We start from the raw sequence: 16,791 nt of genomic DNA, 5'->3' as shown, positions 1-16,791 counted from the left end.
CTCCGGCAGCAACCCTATTCCGCGTACGCCTCCAGCGGCGGGCAGGAGCACACCAGGTTCCGGTCGCCGAACGCGCCGTCGATGCGCCGCACCGGCGGCCACACCTTGGCCCGCGCGTGCGCGAGACCCCTTGGGTAGACCGCGATCTCGCGGCCGTACGGGTGGTTCCAGTCGCCCACCAGGCTGGCCGCGGTGTGGGGCGCGCCGCGCAGCGGGTTGTCCTCCACCGGCCACTCCCCCGCGCCGACGCGGTCGATCTCGGCGCGGATGGCGATCATGGCCTCCACGAAATCGTCCAGCTCGGCCAGGTTCTCGCTCTCGGTGGGCTCCACCATCAGCGTGCCCGCCACCGGGAAACTCATGGTCGGCGCATGGAAACCGTAGTCCGCCAGGCGTTTCGCGACATCGTCCACGGTGACGCCGGTGCGCTTGGTGATCTCGCGCAGATCGAGGATGCACTCGTGGGCGACCATTCCGTTCTCACCGGTGTAGAGCACCGGGAAGTACTCGTCGAGGCGGCGCGCCAGGTAGTTGGCCGACGCGATCGCCGACAGCGTCGCCCGGCGCAACCCGGCGGCGCCCATCATCCGGATGTAGGCCCAGGTGATCGGCAGGATCGACGCGGAACCGTACTTCGCCGCCGACACCGCGTGCGACCCGCGCTCCAGCGGGTCACCGGGCAGGTACTTCGCCAGGTGCTCGCGCACCGCGACCGGACCCACGCCGGGACCGCCGCCGCCGTGCGGGATGCAGAACGTCTTGTGCAGGTTCAGGTGACTCACGTCGCCGCCGAACCGCCCCGGCCGCGCCAGTCCGACCAGCGCGTTCAGATTCGCGCCGTCCACGTACACCTGGCCGCCCGCGTCGTGCACCAGCGCGCACAGCTCGGCCACCTCGTGCTCGTACACCCCGTGCGTGGACGGGTAGGTGATCATGATGCAGGCCAGCCGGTCGGCGTGGTCGGCGATCTTGGCGCGCAGATCGTCCAGGTCCACGTCGCCGTTCTCGCGGCACTTCACCACCTCGACGCGCAAGCCCACCATGGCCGCCGACGCCGCGTTGGTGCCGTGCGCGCTGGACGGGATCAGGCAGGTGTCGCGGTGCGTGTCGCCCCGGTCCAGGTGGTAGCGGCGGATGGCCAGTAGCCCGGCGTACTCGCCCTGGCTGCCCGCGTTCGGTTGCAGGCTCACCCGGTCGTACCCGGTGATCTCCGACAGCCAGCCCTCCAGGTCGGCGATCAGCCGCAGCAGTCCGGGCGCGTCCTCCACCGGCGCGTACGGGTGCACCCGGGCGAATCCGGGCCAGGTGATCGGCTCCATCTCGGCGGTCGCGTTCAGCTTCATCGTGCAGGAGCCGAGCGGAATCATGCTGCGGTCCAAGGCGATGTCCTTGTCGGACAGCCGGCGCAGGTAGCGCAGCATGGCGGTCTCGGTGTGGTAGCTGGTGAACGCCGGATGCGTCAGGTACGCCGAGGTGCGGGTCTCGATCGGCGCGGCCACGGTGGCCGTGTTCTCGGAAGACAATGCGGTGCCGAAGGATTCGAGCACGGCCGCGACGTGCGCGTCGGTGGTCGCCTCGTCGCAGGCGATGGCCACGTGGTCGGCGTCCACCGGCCGCAGGTTGATGCCGCGCGACTTCGCCTTGGCCACAACGGCTTCCGCGCCGCCCGGCACGTGCGCGAGCACGGTGTCGAAGAAGGTGTCGTGCACGACGGCGCCGTCCAGTCCCGCCGCGAGCGCCGCCGCGTGCCCGTGCACGCGCCGCGCGATGGCGCGCAGGCCGTCGGCGCCGTGGTAGCTCGCGTACATGGCGGCCACGATCGCCAGCAGCACCTGCGCGGTACAGATGTTGGAGGTGGCCTTCTCGCGGCGGATGTGCTGTTCGCGGGTCTGCAACGCCAGGCGGTAGGCGCGGTCGCCGTCGGCGTCGACCGAGACGCCCACCAGCCGGCCCGGCAGCTGCCGCGCGTGCGCGGTGCGCACCGCCAGGTAGCCGGCGTGCGGACCGCCGAACCCGAGCGGCACCCCGAAACGCTGTGTGGTGCCGAAGCACACGTCGGCGCCCTGCTCCCCGGGCGGCGTCACCAGCGTGAGCGCGAGCAGATCCGCGCCCGCGGCCACCAGCGCGCCGCGCTCGTGCGCGGCGGTGATCACCGGGGTCCAGTCCACGATCCGGCCCGACGCGCCCGGCGTCTGCACCAGCACGCCGAAGAAGTCGCCCTCGGGCAGCTCACCGCCGGACAGGTCCGCTTCGACGATCTCGATGCCGAGCGGCTCGGCGCGGGTCTCGAGGACGGTCCTGGTCTGCGGGAACAGATCGGCGTCGACCAGCAGGCGCGACGAGGAGGACCGGCCCGCGCGGCGCAGCAGCGTCATCGCCTCGGCCGCGGCGGTGGCCTCGTCCAGCATGGACGCGTTCGCCACGTCCATGCCGGTGAGGTCGGAGACCATGGTCTGGAAGTTGAGCAGCGCCTCGAGCCTGCCCTGGCTGATCTCGGGCTGGTAGGGCGTGTAGGCGGTGTACCAGGCGGGGTTCTCGAGCAGGTTGCGCACCAGCACCGGCGGGGTGAGGGTGTCGTAGTACCCGAGGCCGATCATGGACGTGGCGACCGTGTTGCTGTGTGCGAGGGCGGCCAGCTCGGTCAGCGCCTCGTGTTCGGAGAGGGCGGGCGGCAGGGCGGCGAGCGCGCCCTCGGCGGAGTCGTCGAGGATGCTCGCGGGCAGGGCCGCGGTGGCCAGGTCGTCGAGCGAGCCGACGCCCACGACGGCCAGCATGCGGTCGAGTTCGCTCCGGTCGGGTCCGATGTGGCGGTCGGCGAAGGATCGAGTCACGGCAACTCCAAGGTCGGGCGGGTCGACCGGAGTCGACGGCGGGCCCTCCCCCTCTGTCGTGGTGCCTGAGAGATTCGGGGACCGCGATGGCGGGCTCCCTTTCCCCATGGGCGGGCGGCTCGGAGCCACCGCTTTCCAGAGGCGTCGATGCCCGCACGGTCCCTGTTGCCTGAGAGATTGACGGGGAGGTGCTGCTCCTTCGGCGCCCGGGCGGATGTGCCCGGGACTCTCCCGCACGGCGGCGACGCACCGCCAGTTTATGCCGCGCTCGCGCGGATCGCCGTCTCGGGCGGAGTGTCGCGCTCGTCACTCCGCCCCGGCGCGGTCGTGCGCGCTAGCCGGTGGCCCGGTTCATCCGCGCCTTGCGGCGGTAGGCCAGCTCGTCCTCCGGGCGCTCGGTGGCGCTGGTGGCGCGCTCGGCCGGGAAGTTGGCGATGACACCCGTGAGCTCGCGCATCGCGCCGCTGACCGCGATGCCGAAGACGCCCTGGCCGCCCTGCAGTAAATCCACCACTTCCTCGGGCGAGGTGCACTCGTACACCGACGTGCCGTCGGAGAACAGCGTGATGCCGGCCAGATCCTGCACGCCGCGGCTGCGCAGATGGTCGACCGCGATGCGGATGTTCTGCAGCGAGATGCCCGCGTCCAGCAGCCGCTTCACGATCTTGAGGACCAGGATGTCCTTGAACGAGTACAGCCGCTGGCTGCCCGACCCCGCCGCGCCCCGGATGGACGGCACGACCAGACCGGTCCTGGCCCAGTAGTCCAGTTGCCGATAAGTGATGCCCGCTACTTGGCACGCGCTCGGGACGCGGTAGCCGACCAGATCATCGGGGACGGAATCGTCCGGGAAGAGGCCTGGCTGCACCTCGGAGTCCCCGGTCGGACTCACGCCCGGCCGCCGCACATCCTGCGATTGCTCTGCCACTGACCGCTCCCTTGCTCCGCCGACGCCTAGCCTCATCGATGACCCGGCTCCGTGTATGACCGACAACCCGTCATTCCGGACGTGGTCCAACTATCGAGATTACTCCCGTCGATTGTCTCGGGAGCGGCATCGTGAGACCAAACGCGACGCGCGGTAAAAGTCTCCAGCTGTACTTCAGGTCTAGAAGTTTCTCGCCGTTCTCAGCTGTCGGTGGCCTTGAAATCGTCCGGGGAGACCGATTCCAGGAACTCCTTGAACTTCTCGACCTCGTCCTCGCGCTCGTCGGGCATCACCAGACCGGCCTCCTCGAGCACCGCCTCCTCGGCGTAGATCGGGCAGCCGACGCGCAGGGCGATGGCCACCGAGTCCGACGGCCGCGCCGAGATCTTCAGCTCGTTGTCGAACACCAGATCCGCGTAGAAGGTGCCCTCCTGCAGATCCACGATCCGGACCTCTTTGAGGGTGTGCCCGAGCTCGGTGATCAGGATCTTGATCAGATCGTGGGTCAACGGCCGGATCGGGGTCACCCCCTCCTGCTCGAGCACGATGGCGGTGGCCTCGGCCTGGCCGATCCAGATCGGCAGATACCGATCCCCCGACACCTCGCGGAGCAACAGCACGGGCTGATTCTGTGGCTGCTCGACACGGATGCCGATCACGCGCATTTCACTCATGCCTCCGCCTCCCACTGTCTTCCGGCCGCCCGGCTGGACCTCCGCAGAGCTCGCCGTATCACGAGTCTATGCGAACTTCCGGCGGCGCAGCGATCGGTGCGCACAGCCGAAATCGGTGTGTTGCCGGTGTGGAACCCGCGCGCGGAATCAGTTGCCGAGCGCGCCGCGCACCGCGGACTTCACCAGGCTGGTGTGCAGGGTCAGCGAGAGCGCCGCCAGTTCGCGGACGGTCTCCTCGGCCCTGGCCCGCGCGCCGGCGTCGCGGCTCTTGGCGATGGGCGCCGCGATCTGGGCCAGCAGCGCCGCCTCGCGGTCGGCGGCCAGTTTGAACGCGCGCAGATGCCGTGCTTCCAAGCCGAATTCGGCCATCGCGCGCGCGGTGCGCGCCACCGTGACGGCCTCGGCGTCGAAATAGCCCCCCGCGCCCGGTGTGATCAGATTCGCCCGGATCAGATCGGTGAGGAACTTCTCATCGATCTCGGCCTTGGCGAGCAGATCCCCTCGGGTGAGGCGGATTTCGTGATCGAAGCGCAACTCGTCGGGCGACACCTCGCCCGGCACCACGCCCAGGCGGCGGGGTGCCGCGGGCGGTGTGGCGCGCCCGTCGCGAGCCGCCGAGTCGCCGTCGGACGCGGAGGCAGGCCCTGCCTGCGCACCACCCCGCGCGGAGTGCGCCCGCGCGCGGGCCTCCCGCACGCCGAGGGTCGCCGCACCGCTGTCGATCGCTTCCAGTTGCTCCTTGATCACCTTCAACGGCAGGTACTGGTCGCGCTGCGCGGTGAGCACGAAACGCAGCCGCTCGCAGTCGGCGACCGAGAACCTGCGGTAGCCGGACGGCGTGCGCTCCGGCCGGATCAGCCCCTCGGATTCGAGGAAGCGGATCTTGGAAATGGTGACATCGGGAAAATCAGGGCGCAGCAGGTCCAGCACGGAGCCGATCGACATCCCTCCGCGCGCCCACTGCGCCGCACCCGTCACAGCACCGAGCCTTTCGATCTCGCCGGCGCCGGCGCGCTCATAGGCTGCCCGCACCCGCTGACGACTCGTTCACCGACGCCCGCGGCCCGGTCAGGAACACGAGCCGGAACTTGCCGATCTGGACCTCGTCCCCGTTCTGCAACTCCGAGGAGTCCACGGGCTCCCGGTTCACGTAGGTGCCGTTCAGGCTGCCCACGTCGACCACCTGGTAGGTGTCGTCGTCCTGCCGGAACTCGGCGTGACGACGGCTGACGGTGACATCGTCCAGGAAGATGTCACTGTCGGGATGGCGACCCGCCGACGTGGTCGGCTGGTCCAGGAGGAATCGCGATCCGGCGTTCGGACCGCGCTTGACGACCAGAAGGGCCGCGCCCGCGGGCAGGCCCTCCACCCCTTGCACCGGCTGTTCGCCGGTCGGCTCACCGGAGCGCGACGCGTCGACCTCGTTCAGGAAGTCCGCGCGGAAGACCGACGTCGTCTCGGCCGCGGTCTCCTGGTAACCCGGGTCTTTGTTCTCGCTCACCGTTTCTCTCCTCCTCGAACCTGATTATCCATGCAAGCAGGTGATGCTTCGTCGACACAACCGATCGTGTCGTCAGAACACCGGCATTCGGTTGCCGGCACATCCGTTGGCTCTGACCGTACCCTGCCGGGGCGTGCCCGTGCAGGGAGAACCGGTAAGGCCGGGTCAGCCTCCGATAACTCCTTGATAACCTGCCGCATCCAGCAGTTCACCGAGGGTGACGTCCAGTCCCGCGGGGTCGGCGACCTCGAGTTCGAACAGCCATCCGTCACCGTAGGGATCGCTGTTGAGCAGTTCGGGCTGTGCGTCCAGTTCCCCGTTCACCGCAACGACTTTCGCGGCCAGCGGAGCGTAGATGTCGGACACGCTCTTGGTCGACTCCACCTCCGCGATGCTCTCCCCCGCGGTCGCCTCCCGGTCCACGTCGGGCAACTGCACGAACACGACGTCGCCGAGCTGGGTCTGCGCGTAGTCGGTGATGCCGACCCGCACCCGATTGGGGCCGATCCGGTTCACCCATTCGTGCTCTTCGGTGTAGCGCAGTTCCTCGGGGGTATGGGCCACTGGGCGTCCTTTCGTCGTGAACGGTGCACGCAACCTTATCGGTTATGGGTGACGATGCCCCACAGCCGGTATCGCTCGCGCCACGGCGATCGCGCGCCCCGCATAGAGCGCGCCCGTCCAGAGATACACCGCGGTGCCCCAGATGAGGAAGGCCCAGCCGAAGGCACGGCCGAAACCGTCCAGCGCCCAATCCATCTGCCCGGCCAGCAGCCACGGCAGCGCCGACATGAGCGCGAAGGTGGCGGCTTTGCCCAGGTAGATCACCTCGGGCGGGTCCATCTCGCGACGCCGGTACACCGAGAGGGTGAGGGTCAGCACCAGATCGCGCCCGACCAGCAGCACCGCGATCCACCAGGGCAGCAACCCGCGGATCACGAAGGCCAGCAAGGTCGTCACCAGGAAGAGCCGGTCCACGAACGGATCCAGCAGCGCACCCAGGCGCGAGCTCTGGTCCAGCAGCCGGGCGAGTTTGCCGTCCAGGAAGTCGGTCACCCCGCTGGCGACCAGCAGGGCGAAGGCCCAGCCGTCGGCCCGTTCGACCAGCAACAGCCACAGGAACAGCGGCACGCCGATCAGCCGCAGCACGCTCAGGACGTTGGGCACCGTGAGGATGCGGTCGTCCAGGATGCCGCGCAGGCCGGGGCGGCCGTCGGGTTCGGTGGTTCCCGGTTCCATAGTCACACGCCGTGCATACCGCACCGGCCCCCGGCACCGCCATCCGGGCACCTCCCGGCGAGCGGCGACACGGGCGGAACGCGCGAGAACCGGAGCGGGCGCGCTAGCGTGATCCGTTGTGTCGGACAGTGGTATGGATCTGCGCTCCTATGTTCCCGCCGAGGAGGTCAGGGCCAGGGGGCGGGCCCTGCGCGAGACCACCCCGGTGACGGTGCGCGATCGCCAGGCGCGCGGCGAGCGGCGCCCCGAGGTGCTCGACTACATCGAGGCGACCCACCGCGACCGCCTGCCGCACCTGGTGCCATTGCGGGTGGGCCGCATGATGTCGGACCCGTTCACGTTCTATCGCGGCGCGGCCGGGCTGATGGCGGCGGATCTGGCGGGCGGACCGGTCAGCGGGCTCGACGCCCAGCTCTGCGGCGACGCGCACGCCGCCAACTTCGGCCTCTACGGCACCGCGCGCGGCGAAATCGTCATGGACATCAACGATTTCGACGAAACCATCACCGGGCCGTGGGAGTGGGATCTGGAGCGCCTGGCCGCCAGCCTGGTGTTGGCCGGGCGCGTCTCGGGCGCGAGCGAGGACGACTGCCGCCGCGCCGCGCGCGACGCCGCCCGCTCCTACCGCGTGGCCGTGGACCAGCTGGCGGATCTGCCGTTCATGCAATCCTGGAGCGCGCTGCCCGACGAGTCGGTGCTCGACCGTGCCCAGGCGCACGACCTGATCGACGACTTCGACAAGGCGGCCAAGAAGGCGCGCAAGAACACCAGCGCCAAGGTGGCCGCCAAGTGGACCCGCCACCTCGACGATCACGAAACCGACGTGCGCAAGCACGAATTCGTGAGCGACCCGCCGGTGCTGACCCCGGTGGCCGAGGACATCGAGTCCGAGGTCGTCGACGGGCTCGAGCGCTACGCCGACACGCTGCGCGAGTCGCGGCGCAATCTGCTGGCGCGATTCGCAGTGTCCGACATCGCTTTTCGCATCGTCGGCACCGGCAGCGTCGGCCTGCACAGCTATGTGGCGCTGCTGCACGGCAACGAGGGCGAGGTGCTGGTGCTGCAACTCAAGCAGTCCATCCCCTCGGCGCTCGCGCCGTATCTGCCCGCGCCACCCGTGCGCCACGAGGGCGAGCGAATCGTGCGGGGCGCCAGGCTCGTTCAGGCCGACACCGACATTCTGCTCGGCTGGACGACGTTGCGGCTGGGCGGACGCGAACTGCCGTTCATCGTGCGCCAGTTCCGCAATCTGAAGGGCAGCATCGACCCGGCCGGGCTGTCGGCCGACGATCTCGACGACTACGGCAGGCTCGCGGGCGCGCTGCTCGCGCGGGCGCATTCGCGCTCCCTGGACCCGCGCCTGCTCGCCGGCTACCTGGACGGGGACGAGCGTTTCGACGACGCCGTCACCGCGTTCGCGGTGCGCTACGCCGACCGCACCGAGGCCGACCACGAGGAGCTGGTGCGGGCCGTGCGCGCGGGCCGCCTGGCCGCCGAGATCCCCGAGTGAGGCGACCGACACGCCGTAGGTCGGCCCGAGCCGCGCGAGCCACGCGCGCGGGCTCGTATCCTGTCCCCTGTCGAGTGACGACGTGAAGGGCGGTCGCGAATGCTCGTACGAGTGCAGAACCCGGCAGGCACCAATGCCGAACGGGCGCTGATCGACTGGCTGCGCACCTGGAAGGATCCGGCCAGCCCGCACGGCGTCGCCACCATCAACTGCAGCCTCTTCCACGAGAACCGGCTGCACCAGTTCGACGCCGTCGTGTGGACGCCCACCAGCTGCGTGGTGATCGAGGCCGAGGCGCTCACTGCCCGCCAGGACGGCGTGCTCGACATCCCGCTCAACGGGCCGTGGGTGATCGACGGTGAGCCCGTGGTGCTGGAAGGGCGCGACCGCCGCACGCCGCTGGAGCGGTCGCGCGAGCACACGCACGCATTGCAGGACTGGCTCGCGGCGCGCGGTCTCGGCCAGCGCGCCGTGCACGGCGTCGCGCTCGTCGTCCCGCTGCGCGGCACCGAGCTGAGCATCGAACAGGCCTGGAGCGACCCGAGTTTCGACGTCATCCTGGGCAACGACCCGGCCCGGCTGCGGCACTACTTCGACACGCTGGCGCAGAGCGAGAAACACCTGTGGACGGTGAACGACATCGCCATCGCCTTCCGCGGCCTGGGCATCCTGCCCTATCTGCCCGCCCCGCAGGAACTGCTCAACGAGGGCTTCCTCGGCCCGGTGGAGATCTCGCTGTGGCACGGCGGCCCGAACCAGGCCCAGGCCGAGGCGTACGCCGAGGAGCTGGCGCAGGCCGAAAAAGAGGCGCACCGACCGGTTTTCGCCGTCGAAGCGCCCTGGTACAGCCCGTGGAAGCTGTACCCGCCCGAACGCGGTGACATCGATATGGGCCGGGCCCTCAGGCGCGCCGTGCTCACGGTCGGCATGCTCGTCGCGTTCGCGTGGGCGCTGTGGTTCGTCATCACGGCGATCCTCACCTACGGCCCGGGGTAAGCCAACGGAAGCCAACGCCTTCGGCGAATTGCTCGGCATCCAGTGCCGTTGCAACAGGTGTGGGCCTTGGTCGCGAAGTCCCAGAAGGTTGCTTTGTGGACCGGGCCGGTGTCCGATGGTGGTGGGGCTGGCTCAGGCTTGATAGACCGGGCAGGGTTTGTTGAGCTGGGCTCGGGTTCGAGGAGGAGCATTATGGTCGAGGTGGAGGTCACCCGCCGTACCGTCACCTTCCGGGTGGTCGGCAGTCACCGGTTGTGGGCGCTGCGGCGCACGATCACGGTGCCCTCCGACGCCATCGGCGAGGTCGCTCGCGCCGAGCCCGAGTTGCGCCCGCCCTGGTTGCGGGCGCCCGGCACTTACCTGCCCAAGGTGATCGCGGCCGGTACCTATCGGGATGGCAAGGGCCGCAAGGAGTTCTGGGACACCACCTTCCGCGGCAAGGCGATCCGCGTCGACCTGGCGTCCGGGCCGTTCACCCGCCTCGTCGTGGACGTCGACAACCCCGACGCCACCATCCGCAAACTCATCCGCGGCCGCGAAAGCTAACGCCTTCGGCGTATTGCTCGGCATCCAGTGCCGTTGCAACAGGTGTAGGCCTTGGTCGCGAGGTTCGAATAGGTTGCCTTGTGGACGGGGCCGGTACGCGATGGCACCGGCCCCGCGGGGAGAAGTGCTAGGCGCGTTCGTAAACGCTGGCGTCGTCCAGCATTGCCGCGCGCAGCATGTTTTCCGGCACGCCCAGCCCTTCCACCAGCGTCAGCGCCTGGGGGCGCAGGCGGTCCACGAGCTGGTTCACGCCGCGCCGCACCGCCTTGGCGCGTTCCACCGACATGAATCGGTGCATGATGAACCAGGCGGAGTTCTCCTCCAGCAGCGAGTACACGAACAGGTCGCAGACGTCGTCGGCCAGCGCCTTGGCCTCCGGGTCCTGGATGTCGGCGATGCCCTCGATGAACGCCTCCAGCACCAGGCGGTCGATGTGGGCGGTGCCGGCGGCGAGGATGTGGTCCTGGGCGTTATTGAACGCCTCGAACGGCCCGGTGTCCTTGGCCCGGGCGCGCAGCCGGTGGGCGGCGGTGCGCACCAGGTAGTCCTCGCGGTCGGCCAGCAGCTGCAGCTGCACCGCCCGGCGGGACAGGTCGCCCTCGTCGACGTTCTCGTCGCTGCGGTCGCGCAACGTCTGGATCAGCTGGCGCACGCCGGTCTGCTTGCGCACCACGTCGCCGGCCATGGTGGCGGCGAAGCGCACCCAGCCCAGCGCGTCGAGGTCGCGCACCTCGTCGGAGTAAGCGGTCAGCAGTTCCTTGGCGACCAGCTGGGTGAGCACCACGTTGTCGCCCTCGAACGTGGTGAACACGTCGGTGTCGCCCTTCAGCGTCACCAGGCGGTTCTCGGTGAGATAGCCCGCGCCGCCGCACGCCTCGCGGCACTCCTGGATGGCGCGGGTGGCGTGCCTGGTCTGGGCGACCTTGAGGCCCGCGGCGCGCTTCTCCAGCGCCCGCTGCGCGCCCGGCGCCAGATCCTGGCCGGTCTGCACCAGGTGCATGCGGCGCACCAGATCGTTCTGTGCGAAGGCGTAGGCGTAGGACTTCGCGACCAGCGGCAGCAGCCTGCGCTGGTGGCTGCGGTAGTCCAGCAGCACCGTCTCCGCGCCGGTGTCCGGATCGGAGAACTGGCGCCGCTTCAGCGCGTAGCGCACCGCGATGCTCAACGCCACCCGGGCGCCCGCCGCGGCCGCGCCGCCCACGCTGACCCGCCCGCGCACCAGCGTGCCCAGGGTGGTGAAGAAGCGGCGGCTGGGGTTGTCGATCTCCGAGGAGTAGGTGCCGTCCTCGGCCACGTCGGCGTAGCGGTTGAGCAGGTTCTCGCGCGGCACGCGCACGTTGTCGAAGACGATGCGCCCGTTGTCGACACCGAGCAGGCCGCCCTTGAGCCCGTCGTCGGAGGTGGTGACGCCGGGCAGATCCGCGCCGTGCTCGTCGCGGATCGGCACCAGCAGGCAGTGCACGCCGCGGTTCTCGCCGCCGGTGATCAGCTGCGCGAACACCGCCGCCATGGTGGCGTGCTCGGCCGCGCCGCCGATGTAATCCTTGCGTGCGGACGGGGTCGGCGAATGGATCACGAACTCTCGGGTGTCCGGATCGTAGGTGGCCGTGGTCTCGAGGCTGGCCACGTCGCTGCCGTGCCCGGATTCGGTCATCGCGAAACAGCCGAGCAGGTCCAGGCTGATGAGCCGCTCGATGTAGGGGCGGTGCCGTTCGGTGCCCAGGTTCTCCACCGCGCCGCCGAACAGTCCCCATTGCACGCCGGACTTCACCCACAGCGAGAGATCGGCGTAGGCGAGCATCTCCAGACCGGTCACCGCCGCACCGGGCTCGCCGGTGCCGCCGTTCTCCCGGCGGAATCCACGTTCGGCCAGACCGAGTTTCGTGATGGCGCGCATCTGGTCGAGCACGCGGGCGCGCGCCGCCTTGTAGTCGAGATACGGGTCTCCGGTGAATTCCTCCCCTGCCAGTTGGATCCTGGCCTCCTCGCGAACCGCGCCCCACGGTCCGTCGAGTGCCGCGCGTAGGTGATCTGCCGTCGTCGAGCTACCGGTAGCCATGTACCCGACCATAGCCGCCGCCGGTGTCGGGTGGTCGACGCAAAACCCTTGCCGATCCGATTGAACGAGTGTTTAATTTATTGAACACGCGTTCAACGAGAGGGGACCCATGACGAAGGCGGCCGGCGCGGACCTCACCACCGCGGCCCGCATCCGGGACACGGCGATCGAGGTGTTCGGCGCGCGGGGATTCCAGGTCGGAGTCCGCGCCATCGCCGCCGCCGCGGGCGTCTCCCCCGGTCTGGTCAATCACCACTTCGGGTCCAAGGAGGGGCTGCGCACCGCTTGTGACAACCGCGTGCTCGAGCTGGTCCGCAGCCAGAAGCTGCGAACCCTCACCTCATCGGACACGGCCAAGGGCATCCTCGCCGCCATGGCCGAGATCGACGCCTACGGTCCGCTGCTCGCCTATCTGGTGCGCAGCTTGCAGGCCGGCGGCCCGGTCGCCGAATCGCTGTTCGAGCGCATGGTCGACGACGCCTACGACTACATCGAGCGCGGAGTCGAGGCGGGCGTGATCAAACCCAGCCGCGACCCCATGGCGCGGGCGCGCCTGATCGTGACCCTCAATACCGGCGCCGTGATGCTCTGGGTCCAGCTCCACCACGCCGACGGCGAGGAGGTGGACTTCGCGCAGGTCATGCGGGCGGTCGCCGAGGAGTTCACCCCGCCCGTGCTCGAGATCTACACCCAGGGTCTGCTCGCGGACCCGTCCCTGCTCGACATCCTCACCAAGGAGAAGTGATGACCGACGTCATCGATATCCGCGGCCTGCGCAAGACGTTCGGCCACGTCACCGCCCTCGACGGCCTCGACCTCACGGTGCGCGACGGCGAGATCCACGGATTCCTGGGCCCGAACGGCGCGGGCAAGTCCACCACCATCCGCGTGCTGCTGGGCATCCTGCGCGCCACGTCCGGACGGGCCGCGGTGCTCGGCCGCGATCCGTGGACCGACGCGGTCTCACTGCATCGCGAATTGGCCTATGTGCCGGGCGATGTCACGCTGTGGTCCGCGCTCAGCGGCGGTGAGACCATCGATCTGCTGGCGCGCATGCGGGGCACCCTGGACCCGAAGCGCCGCGACGAACTGGTCGAACGCTTCGACCTCGACCCGACCAAGAAGGCGCGCACCTACTCCAAGGGCAACCGGCAGAAGGTGGCGCTGATCTCGGCGCTGGCCTCCGACGTGCCGCTGCTGCTGCTCGACGAACCGACCTCCGGCCTGGACCCGCTGATGGAGCAGGTGTTCCGCGACTGCGTGCGCGAGGCCAACGACCGCGGCACGACGGTGCTGCTGTCGAGCCACATCCTCTCGGAGGTGGAGGCGCTGTGCGACCGGGTGACCATCATCCGGGCCGGGCGCACCGTCGAGAGCGGCACCCTCGCGGACCTGCGGCACCTCTCGCGCACCGCCATCACGGCCGAATTGCTCGGTGACCCCGGCGATCTCGGCCGCATCCCGGGCGTGGCCGACATCGAACTGGACGGCACGACCCTGCGGTGCCAGGTCGACAGCGAACACCTCGGCGAACTGATCCGCGTGCTCGGTGACGTCGGGGTGCGCAGCCTCACCAGCGCGCCGCCGACGCTGGAGGAACTGTTCCTGCGCCATTACCACGTGGACGGGCAGTCCGCCGACACCGCGACCGAGAGCGCGGTGGCGTCATGACCGCCACGCTCACGGCGGGAGGTGCGCATCGCGCTCCCGCCACCACCACCGTGCGGGGCGTCGTGGCCGACTTCACGGGCACCGGCCACCTGCTGCGCCTGGCGCTGCGCCGGGACCGAAGCGTGTTGCCGGTCTGGGCGATTCTCATCGGCCTCATGCCGGTGTTCCAGTTCCTCAGCATCCGCGACCTGTACACCACGCAGGCGCAGCTGGACACCTTGGCGCAGACCACCGCCGCCAATCCGGCGCTGCGCGCCATGTACGGGCCGGTGTTCAGCTCGGAGCTCGGGTCGATCGGCACCTGGGAGGGCGGGGCGATGTACTCCGTCATCGCGATCGCGGCCGTCCTCACGGTCATCCGGCACACCCGCGTCGAAGAGGAGTCCGGGCGTGCGGAGCTGATGGCCTCCACCGCCGTCGGGCGCTTCGCCGGGCTCACCTCGGCGCTGCTGCTGACCTGGGGTGGCGCGCTGCTCGCCGGAATCGTCTGCGGCGCATCGCTGTACGCGTCCGATCTGCCCGCCGCCGGGTCGGTGGCGTTCGGCGCGGCGCTGGCCGGGTCGGGTGCGCTGTGGGCGGGTGTGTCGGCCGTGGCCGCCCAGGCGAGTGCGGGCGCCCGGGTCGCGCGCGGTGTGGCGTTCTCGGCACTCGGCGCGGCGTTCGGCCTGCGCGCCGCCGGTGACGCGGGAAACGGTGTGCTGTCGTGGTTCTCACCGCTGGGGTGGAGCGCGCAGATCCGTCCGTTCGCCGACGAGCGCTGGTGGGTGCTGATCCTGTTGTCCGGCGGCACCGCGCTCACCGTCACGGCGGCGTATTCGCTGCTGCGGCACCGTGATACGGGCTCGGGCATGCTGGCCGAACGGCCCGGCCCCGCCCGCGCGGCCCCGACGCTGAACGGGCCGTGGGGATTGGCGACGCGCTTGCAGCGCGGCACCCTGCTGGGTTGGACGTTCGGGTTCGTGCTCTACGGCCTGCTGATCGGCGGCACCGTCGGCAGCATCGGCGACATGCTCGCCGAGAGCGAGGAGCTCGCCGAACTCGTCACCCGCATGGGCGGTTCGGAGAGCCTGGAGGACTCCTTCATCGCCTACGCCGTCACCGTGCTGGCCGCCGCGGCCGCCGCCTATTCGGTGTCGGCGGCGCTGCGCCTGCACGAGGAGGAGACCGGCACCCGCACCGAGTTGGTGCTGGCCTGCTCGGTCGGCCGGATCCGCTACGCCGCGAGCCACCTCGGCTACGCCCTGCTCGGCCCGGCGGTGGCCCTGCTGGCCGCGGCGCTCGCCATCGGCGGCATCCACGGCGCCACCACCGACGACCTCGGCGGGCAGTTGTCCGGCACGCTGGGCGCGGCCCTGGTCCAGCTCCCCGCGGTCTGGGTCGTCACGGGACTCACGGTCGCGCTGCTCGGCTTCCTCCCCCGCTACGCGCCGCTGGCCTGGGGCGTCCTGTCCACCCTGATCGCCGTCTACTTCATCGGTTCCTTCGACCTGCTCCCCGACTGGACGATGAACCTCGTCCCGTTCAACCACCCGCCCAAACTCCCCGGCGCCGAATTCACCGCCACCCCGATCCTGTGGCTCCTGGCGATCGCCGCCGCCCTCCTCACGGCGGGGTTGTTCGCCTACCGGCGCCGCGACATCGGCTGAGAGAGCTCGACAAAAAGGTGACCCCGTCCGGGCCTGAACCGGGCGGGGTCACCTCGCGCGCCGGGCGATCGGGGCCGCGGCGCGCATCCCGGACGGCAGGAAGCACGCCGCACCGGAACATCTTTCGAGTCGGGCGTCAGGTCAGGCCGAGCTTGCCGGCGAGGCGTTCCAGATAGGCGCGGACCTCGTCGGCGGAGCGGTCGGGGACGCCGAAGACGGCCTCGGTCACGCCCCGCTCGGCCCAGTGGGCCAGTTGGGTGGCATCCGGGCGGCCGGCCAGGGCGATGATCTCCGGAGCGCCCTCGCGCCCTTTCTCGCGCCAGACCCGGTGCAGGAGTGCGATCTTGTCGTCGATGCCGCCTTCGGTGGGAGTGGTGATCCAGCCGTCGGCGTTGTCGGCGAGCCAGCCGAAGGTCTTCTCGGTACCGGCCGCGCCGAGCAGGACGGGGATGTGCTTCTGCACCGGCTTGGGCCACGACCAGCTGGCCCCGAACCGCACGAAATCCCCGCTGTAGGAGGCCTCTTCGTCGGTCCAGAGGGCGCGCATCGCCTCGAGGTGCTCGCGCAGCACGGTGCGGCGCTTGTTCGGCGGCACCCCGTGGTGGGCGAGTTCGTCGGTGTTCCAACCGAATCCGACACCCAGGCTGACCCGGCCGCCGGACAGATGGTCCAGCGACGCGATGGTCTTGGCCAGCGTGATGGGGTGGTGTTCGGCGGGCAGCGCCACCGCCGTGGACAGCGTGATCCGCTCGGTCACCGCGGCCGCCGTGCCCAGCGCCACCCACGGATCGAGGGTGCGCAGGTAGCGATCGTCGGGCAGGCTCGCGTCCCCCGTCTGCGGATGCGCCGCCGCGCGCACCACCGGGATGTGGGTGTGCTCGGGAACGTAGAACGAGGAGAACCCCGCCTGTTCGGCCGCCGCCGCGGCCTCGGCGGGCGTAATGCCCCTGTCACTGGTGAACAACACGATTCCGTACCGCACCGTCCGCACTCCCATCGCCGGAAACTAGAACAAGTTCTACCATCCTCGACGGCCGTGTCCAAGGGTTCGGCCTCGATCGATACGCGGCGGGCGCGCGGCGTGTGCCAGGGCACGATGCCGGACCCCACCCCGGGCGACTACGTTCGCGGGCATGGATGTGGACGCGCTACCGGGAGGAGACAATGTCGATCCGCGAGCCGATCCCATC

The 16,791-nt window shown here is 70.0% G+C and carries 15 protein-coding genes and 1 riboswitch; of the genes, 6 read left to right on the top strand and 9 right to left on the bottom strand.

Features of this window, described 5'->3' with window-relative positions; all coding sequences use genetic code 11:
- Window positions 1-14 precede the first annotated feature (14 nt).
- The 7 genes from gcvP to DFR74_RS06475 form a co-directional block, all read right to left on the bottom strand.
- The gene (gene gcvP, locus DFR74_RS06505; protein ID WP_067502369.1) at window positions 15-2,831 is read right to left on the bottom strand and encodes an aminomethyl-transferring glycine dehydrogenase; all 2,817 of its coding nucleotides are present in this window, start codon (window positions 2,829-2,831) and stop codon (window positions 15-17) included.
- A gap of 146 nt (window positions 2,832-2,977) precedes the next feature.
- Window positions 2,978-3,075: riboswitch (glycine riboswitch) on the bottom strand.
- A gap of 90 nt (window positions 3,076-3,165) precedes the next feature.
- Window positions 3,166-3,759: a MerR family transcriptional regulator gene (locus DFR74_RS06500; protein WP_067502374.1), complete on the bottom strand. Its 594-nt coding sequence runs from the start codon at window positions 3,757-3,759 to the stop codon at window positions 3,166-3,168.
- A 200-nt stretch (window positions 3,760-3,959) separates the two neighbouring features.
- The gene (locus DFR74_RS06495) at window positions 3,960-4,433 is read right to left on the bottom strand and encodes a bifunctional nuclease family protein (protein ID WP_067502377.1); all 474 of its coding nucleotides are present in this window, start codon (window positions 4,431-4,433) and stop codon (window positions 3,960-3,962) included.
- Window positions 4,434-4,580: 147 nt separating this feature from the next.
- Window positions 4,581-5,378: a transcriptional regulator FtsR gene (ftsR, locus tag DFR74_RS06490; protein ID WP_113975034.1), complete on the bottom strand. Its 798-nt coding sequence runs from the start codon at window positions 5,376-5,378 to the stop codon at window positions 4,581-4,583.
- 70 nt (window positions 5,379-5,448) lie between these two features.
- Complete coding sequence (gene garA / locus DFR74_RS06485; protein ID WP_067502383.1) at window positions 5,449-5,934, bottom strand: glycogen accumulation regulator GarA; 486 nt, start codon at window positions 5,932-5,934, stop codon at window positions 5,449-5,451.
- Between the two features lie 165 nt (window positions 5,935-6,099).
- Complete coding sequence (gcvH, locus tag DFR74_RS06480; protein ID WP_067502386.1) at window positions 6,100-6,498, bottom strand: glycine cleavage system protein GcvH; 399 nt, start codon at window positions 6,496-6,498, stop codon at window positions 6,100-6,102.
- Between the two features lie 42 nt (window positions 6,499-6,540).
- Entirely contained in the window at window positions 6,541-7,173 is a 633-nt protein-coding gene (locus DFR74_RS06475) for a CDP-alcohol phosphatidyltransferase family protein (RefSeq protein ID WP_067502388.1), read from the bottom strand.
- Window positions 7,174-7,306: 133 nt separating this feature from the next.
- Between DFR74_RS06475 and DFR74_RS06470 the strand changes: the two genes are divergently transcribed.
- The 3 genes from DFR74_RS06470 to DFR74_RS06460 all read left to right on the top strand — a co-directional run bounded on the left by DFR74_RS06470 (window position 7,307) and on the right by DFR74_RS06460 (window position 10,225).
- On the top strand, window positions 7,307-8,683 hold the full coding sequence (locus DFR74_RS06470; RefSeq protein WP_067502398.1) for a DUF2252 domain-containing protein: 1,377 nt from the start codon (window positions 7,307-7,309) through the stop codon (window positions 8,681-8,683).
- Between the two features lie 111 nt (window positions 8,684-8,794).
- Window positions 8,795-9,679, top strand: a complete 885-nt coding sequence (locus DFR74_RS06465; protein WP_232331598.1) for a nuclease-related domain-containing protein — start codon at window positions 8,795-8,797, stop codon at window positions 9,677-9,679.
- Between the two features lie 192 nt (window positions 9,680-9,871).
- Window positions 9,872-10,225, top strand: coding sequence for a hypothetical protein (locus DFR74_RS06460; protein WP_067502405.1), 354 nt, complete (start codon window positions 9,872-9,874; stop codon window positions 10,223-10,225).
- A gap of 127 nt (window positions 10,226-10,352) precedes the next feature.
- Here the strand turns inward: DFR74_RS06460 and DFR74_RS06455 are convergent, their stop codons facing one another.
- Window positions 10,353-12,284, bottom strand: coding sequence for an acyl-CoA dehydrogenase family protein (locus tag DFR74_RS06455; RefSeq protein WP_067502591.1), 1,932 nt, complete (start codon window positions 12,282-12,284; stop codon window positions 10,353-10,355).
- 109 nt (window positions 12,285-12,393) lie between these two features.
- Here DFR74_RS06455 and DFR74_RS06450 point away from each other — a divergent pair, with 109 nt between their 5' ends.
- The 3 genes from DFR74_RS06450 to DFR74_RS06440 are packed head-to-tail and all read left to right on the top strand — an operon-like array spanning window position 12,394 to window position 15,601.
- Window positions 12,394-13,029, top strand: coding sequence for a TetR/AcrR family transcriptional regulator (locus DFR74_RS06450; RefSeq protein WP_067502408.1), 636 nt, complete (start codon window positions 12,394-12,396; stop codon window positions 13,027-13,029).
- On the top strand, window positions 13,029-13,955 hold the full coding sequence (locus DFR74_RS06445) for an ABC transporter ATP-binding protein (protein ID WP_067502412.1): 927 nt from the start codon (window positions 13,029-13,031) through the stop codon (window positions 13,953-13,955). The genes DFR74_RS06450 and DFR74_RS06445 overlap by 1 nt, the downstream gene beginning before the upstream one ends.
- Window positions 13,952-15,601, top strand: coding sequence for an ABC transporter permease (locus DFR74_RS06440; protein WP_067502415.1), 1,650 nt, complete (start codon window positions 13,952-13,954; stop codon window positions 15,599-15,601). Before DFR74_RS06445 ends, DFR74_RS06440 begins: the two co-directional genes overlap by 4 nt.
- Window positions 15,602-15,737: 136 nt before the next feature.
- Here DFR74_RS06440 and DFR74_RS06435 read toward each other — a convergent pair whose 3' ends face one another.
- Complete coding sequence (locus DFR74_RS06435; RefSeq protein ID WP_067502594.1) at window positions 15,738-16,583, bottom strand: LLM class F420-dependent oxidoreductase; 846 nt, start codon at window positions 16,581-16,583, stop codon at window positions 15,738-15,740.
- Window positions 16,584-16,791: the final 208 nt, after the last annotated feature.

Origin of the sequence: Nocardia puris (genome assembly GCF_003315035.1) — a bacterium.
Classification (GTDB): Bacteria; Actinomycetota; Actinomycetes; order Mycobacteriales; family Mycobacteriaceae; genus Nocardia; species Nocardia puris.
The sequence above is the reverse complement of the archived record's forward strand: the minus strand, read 5'-3'. Positions and strand labels throughout refer to the sequence as shown.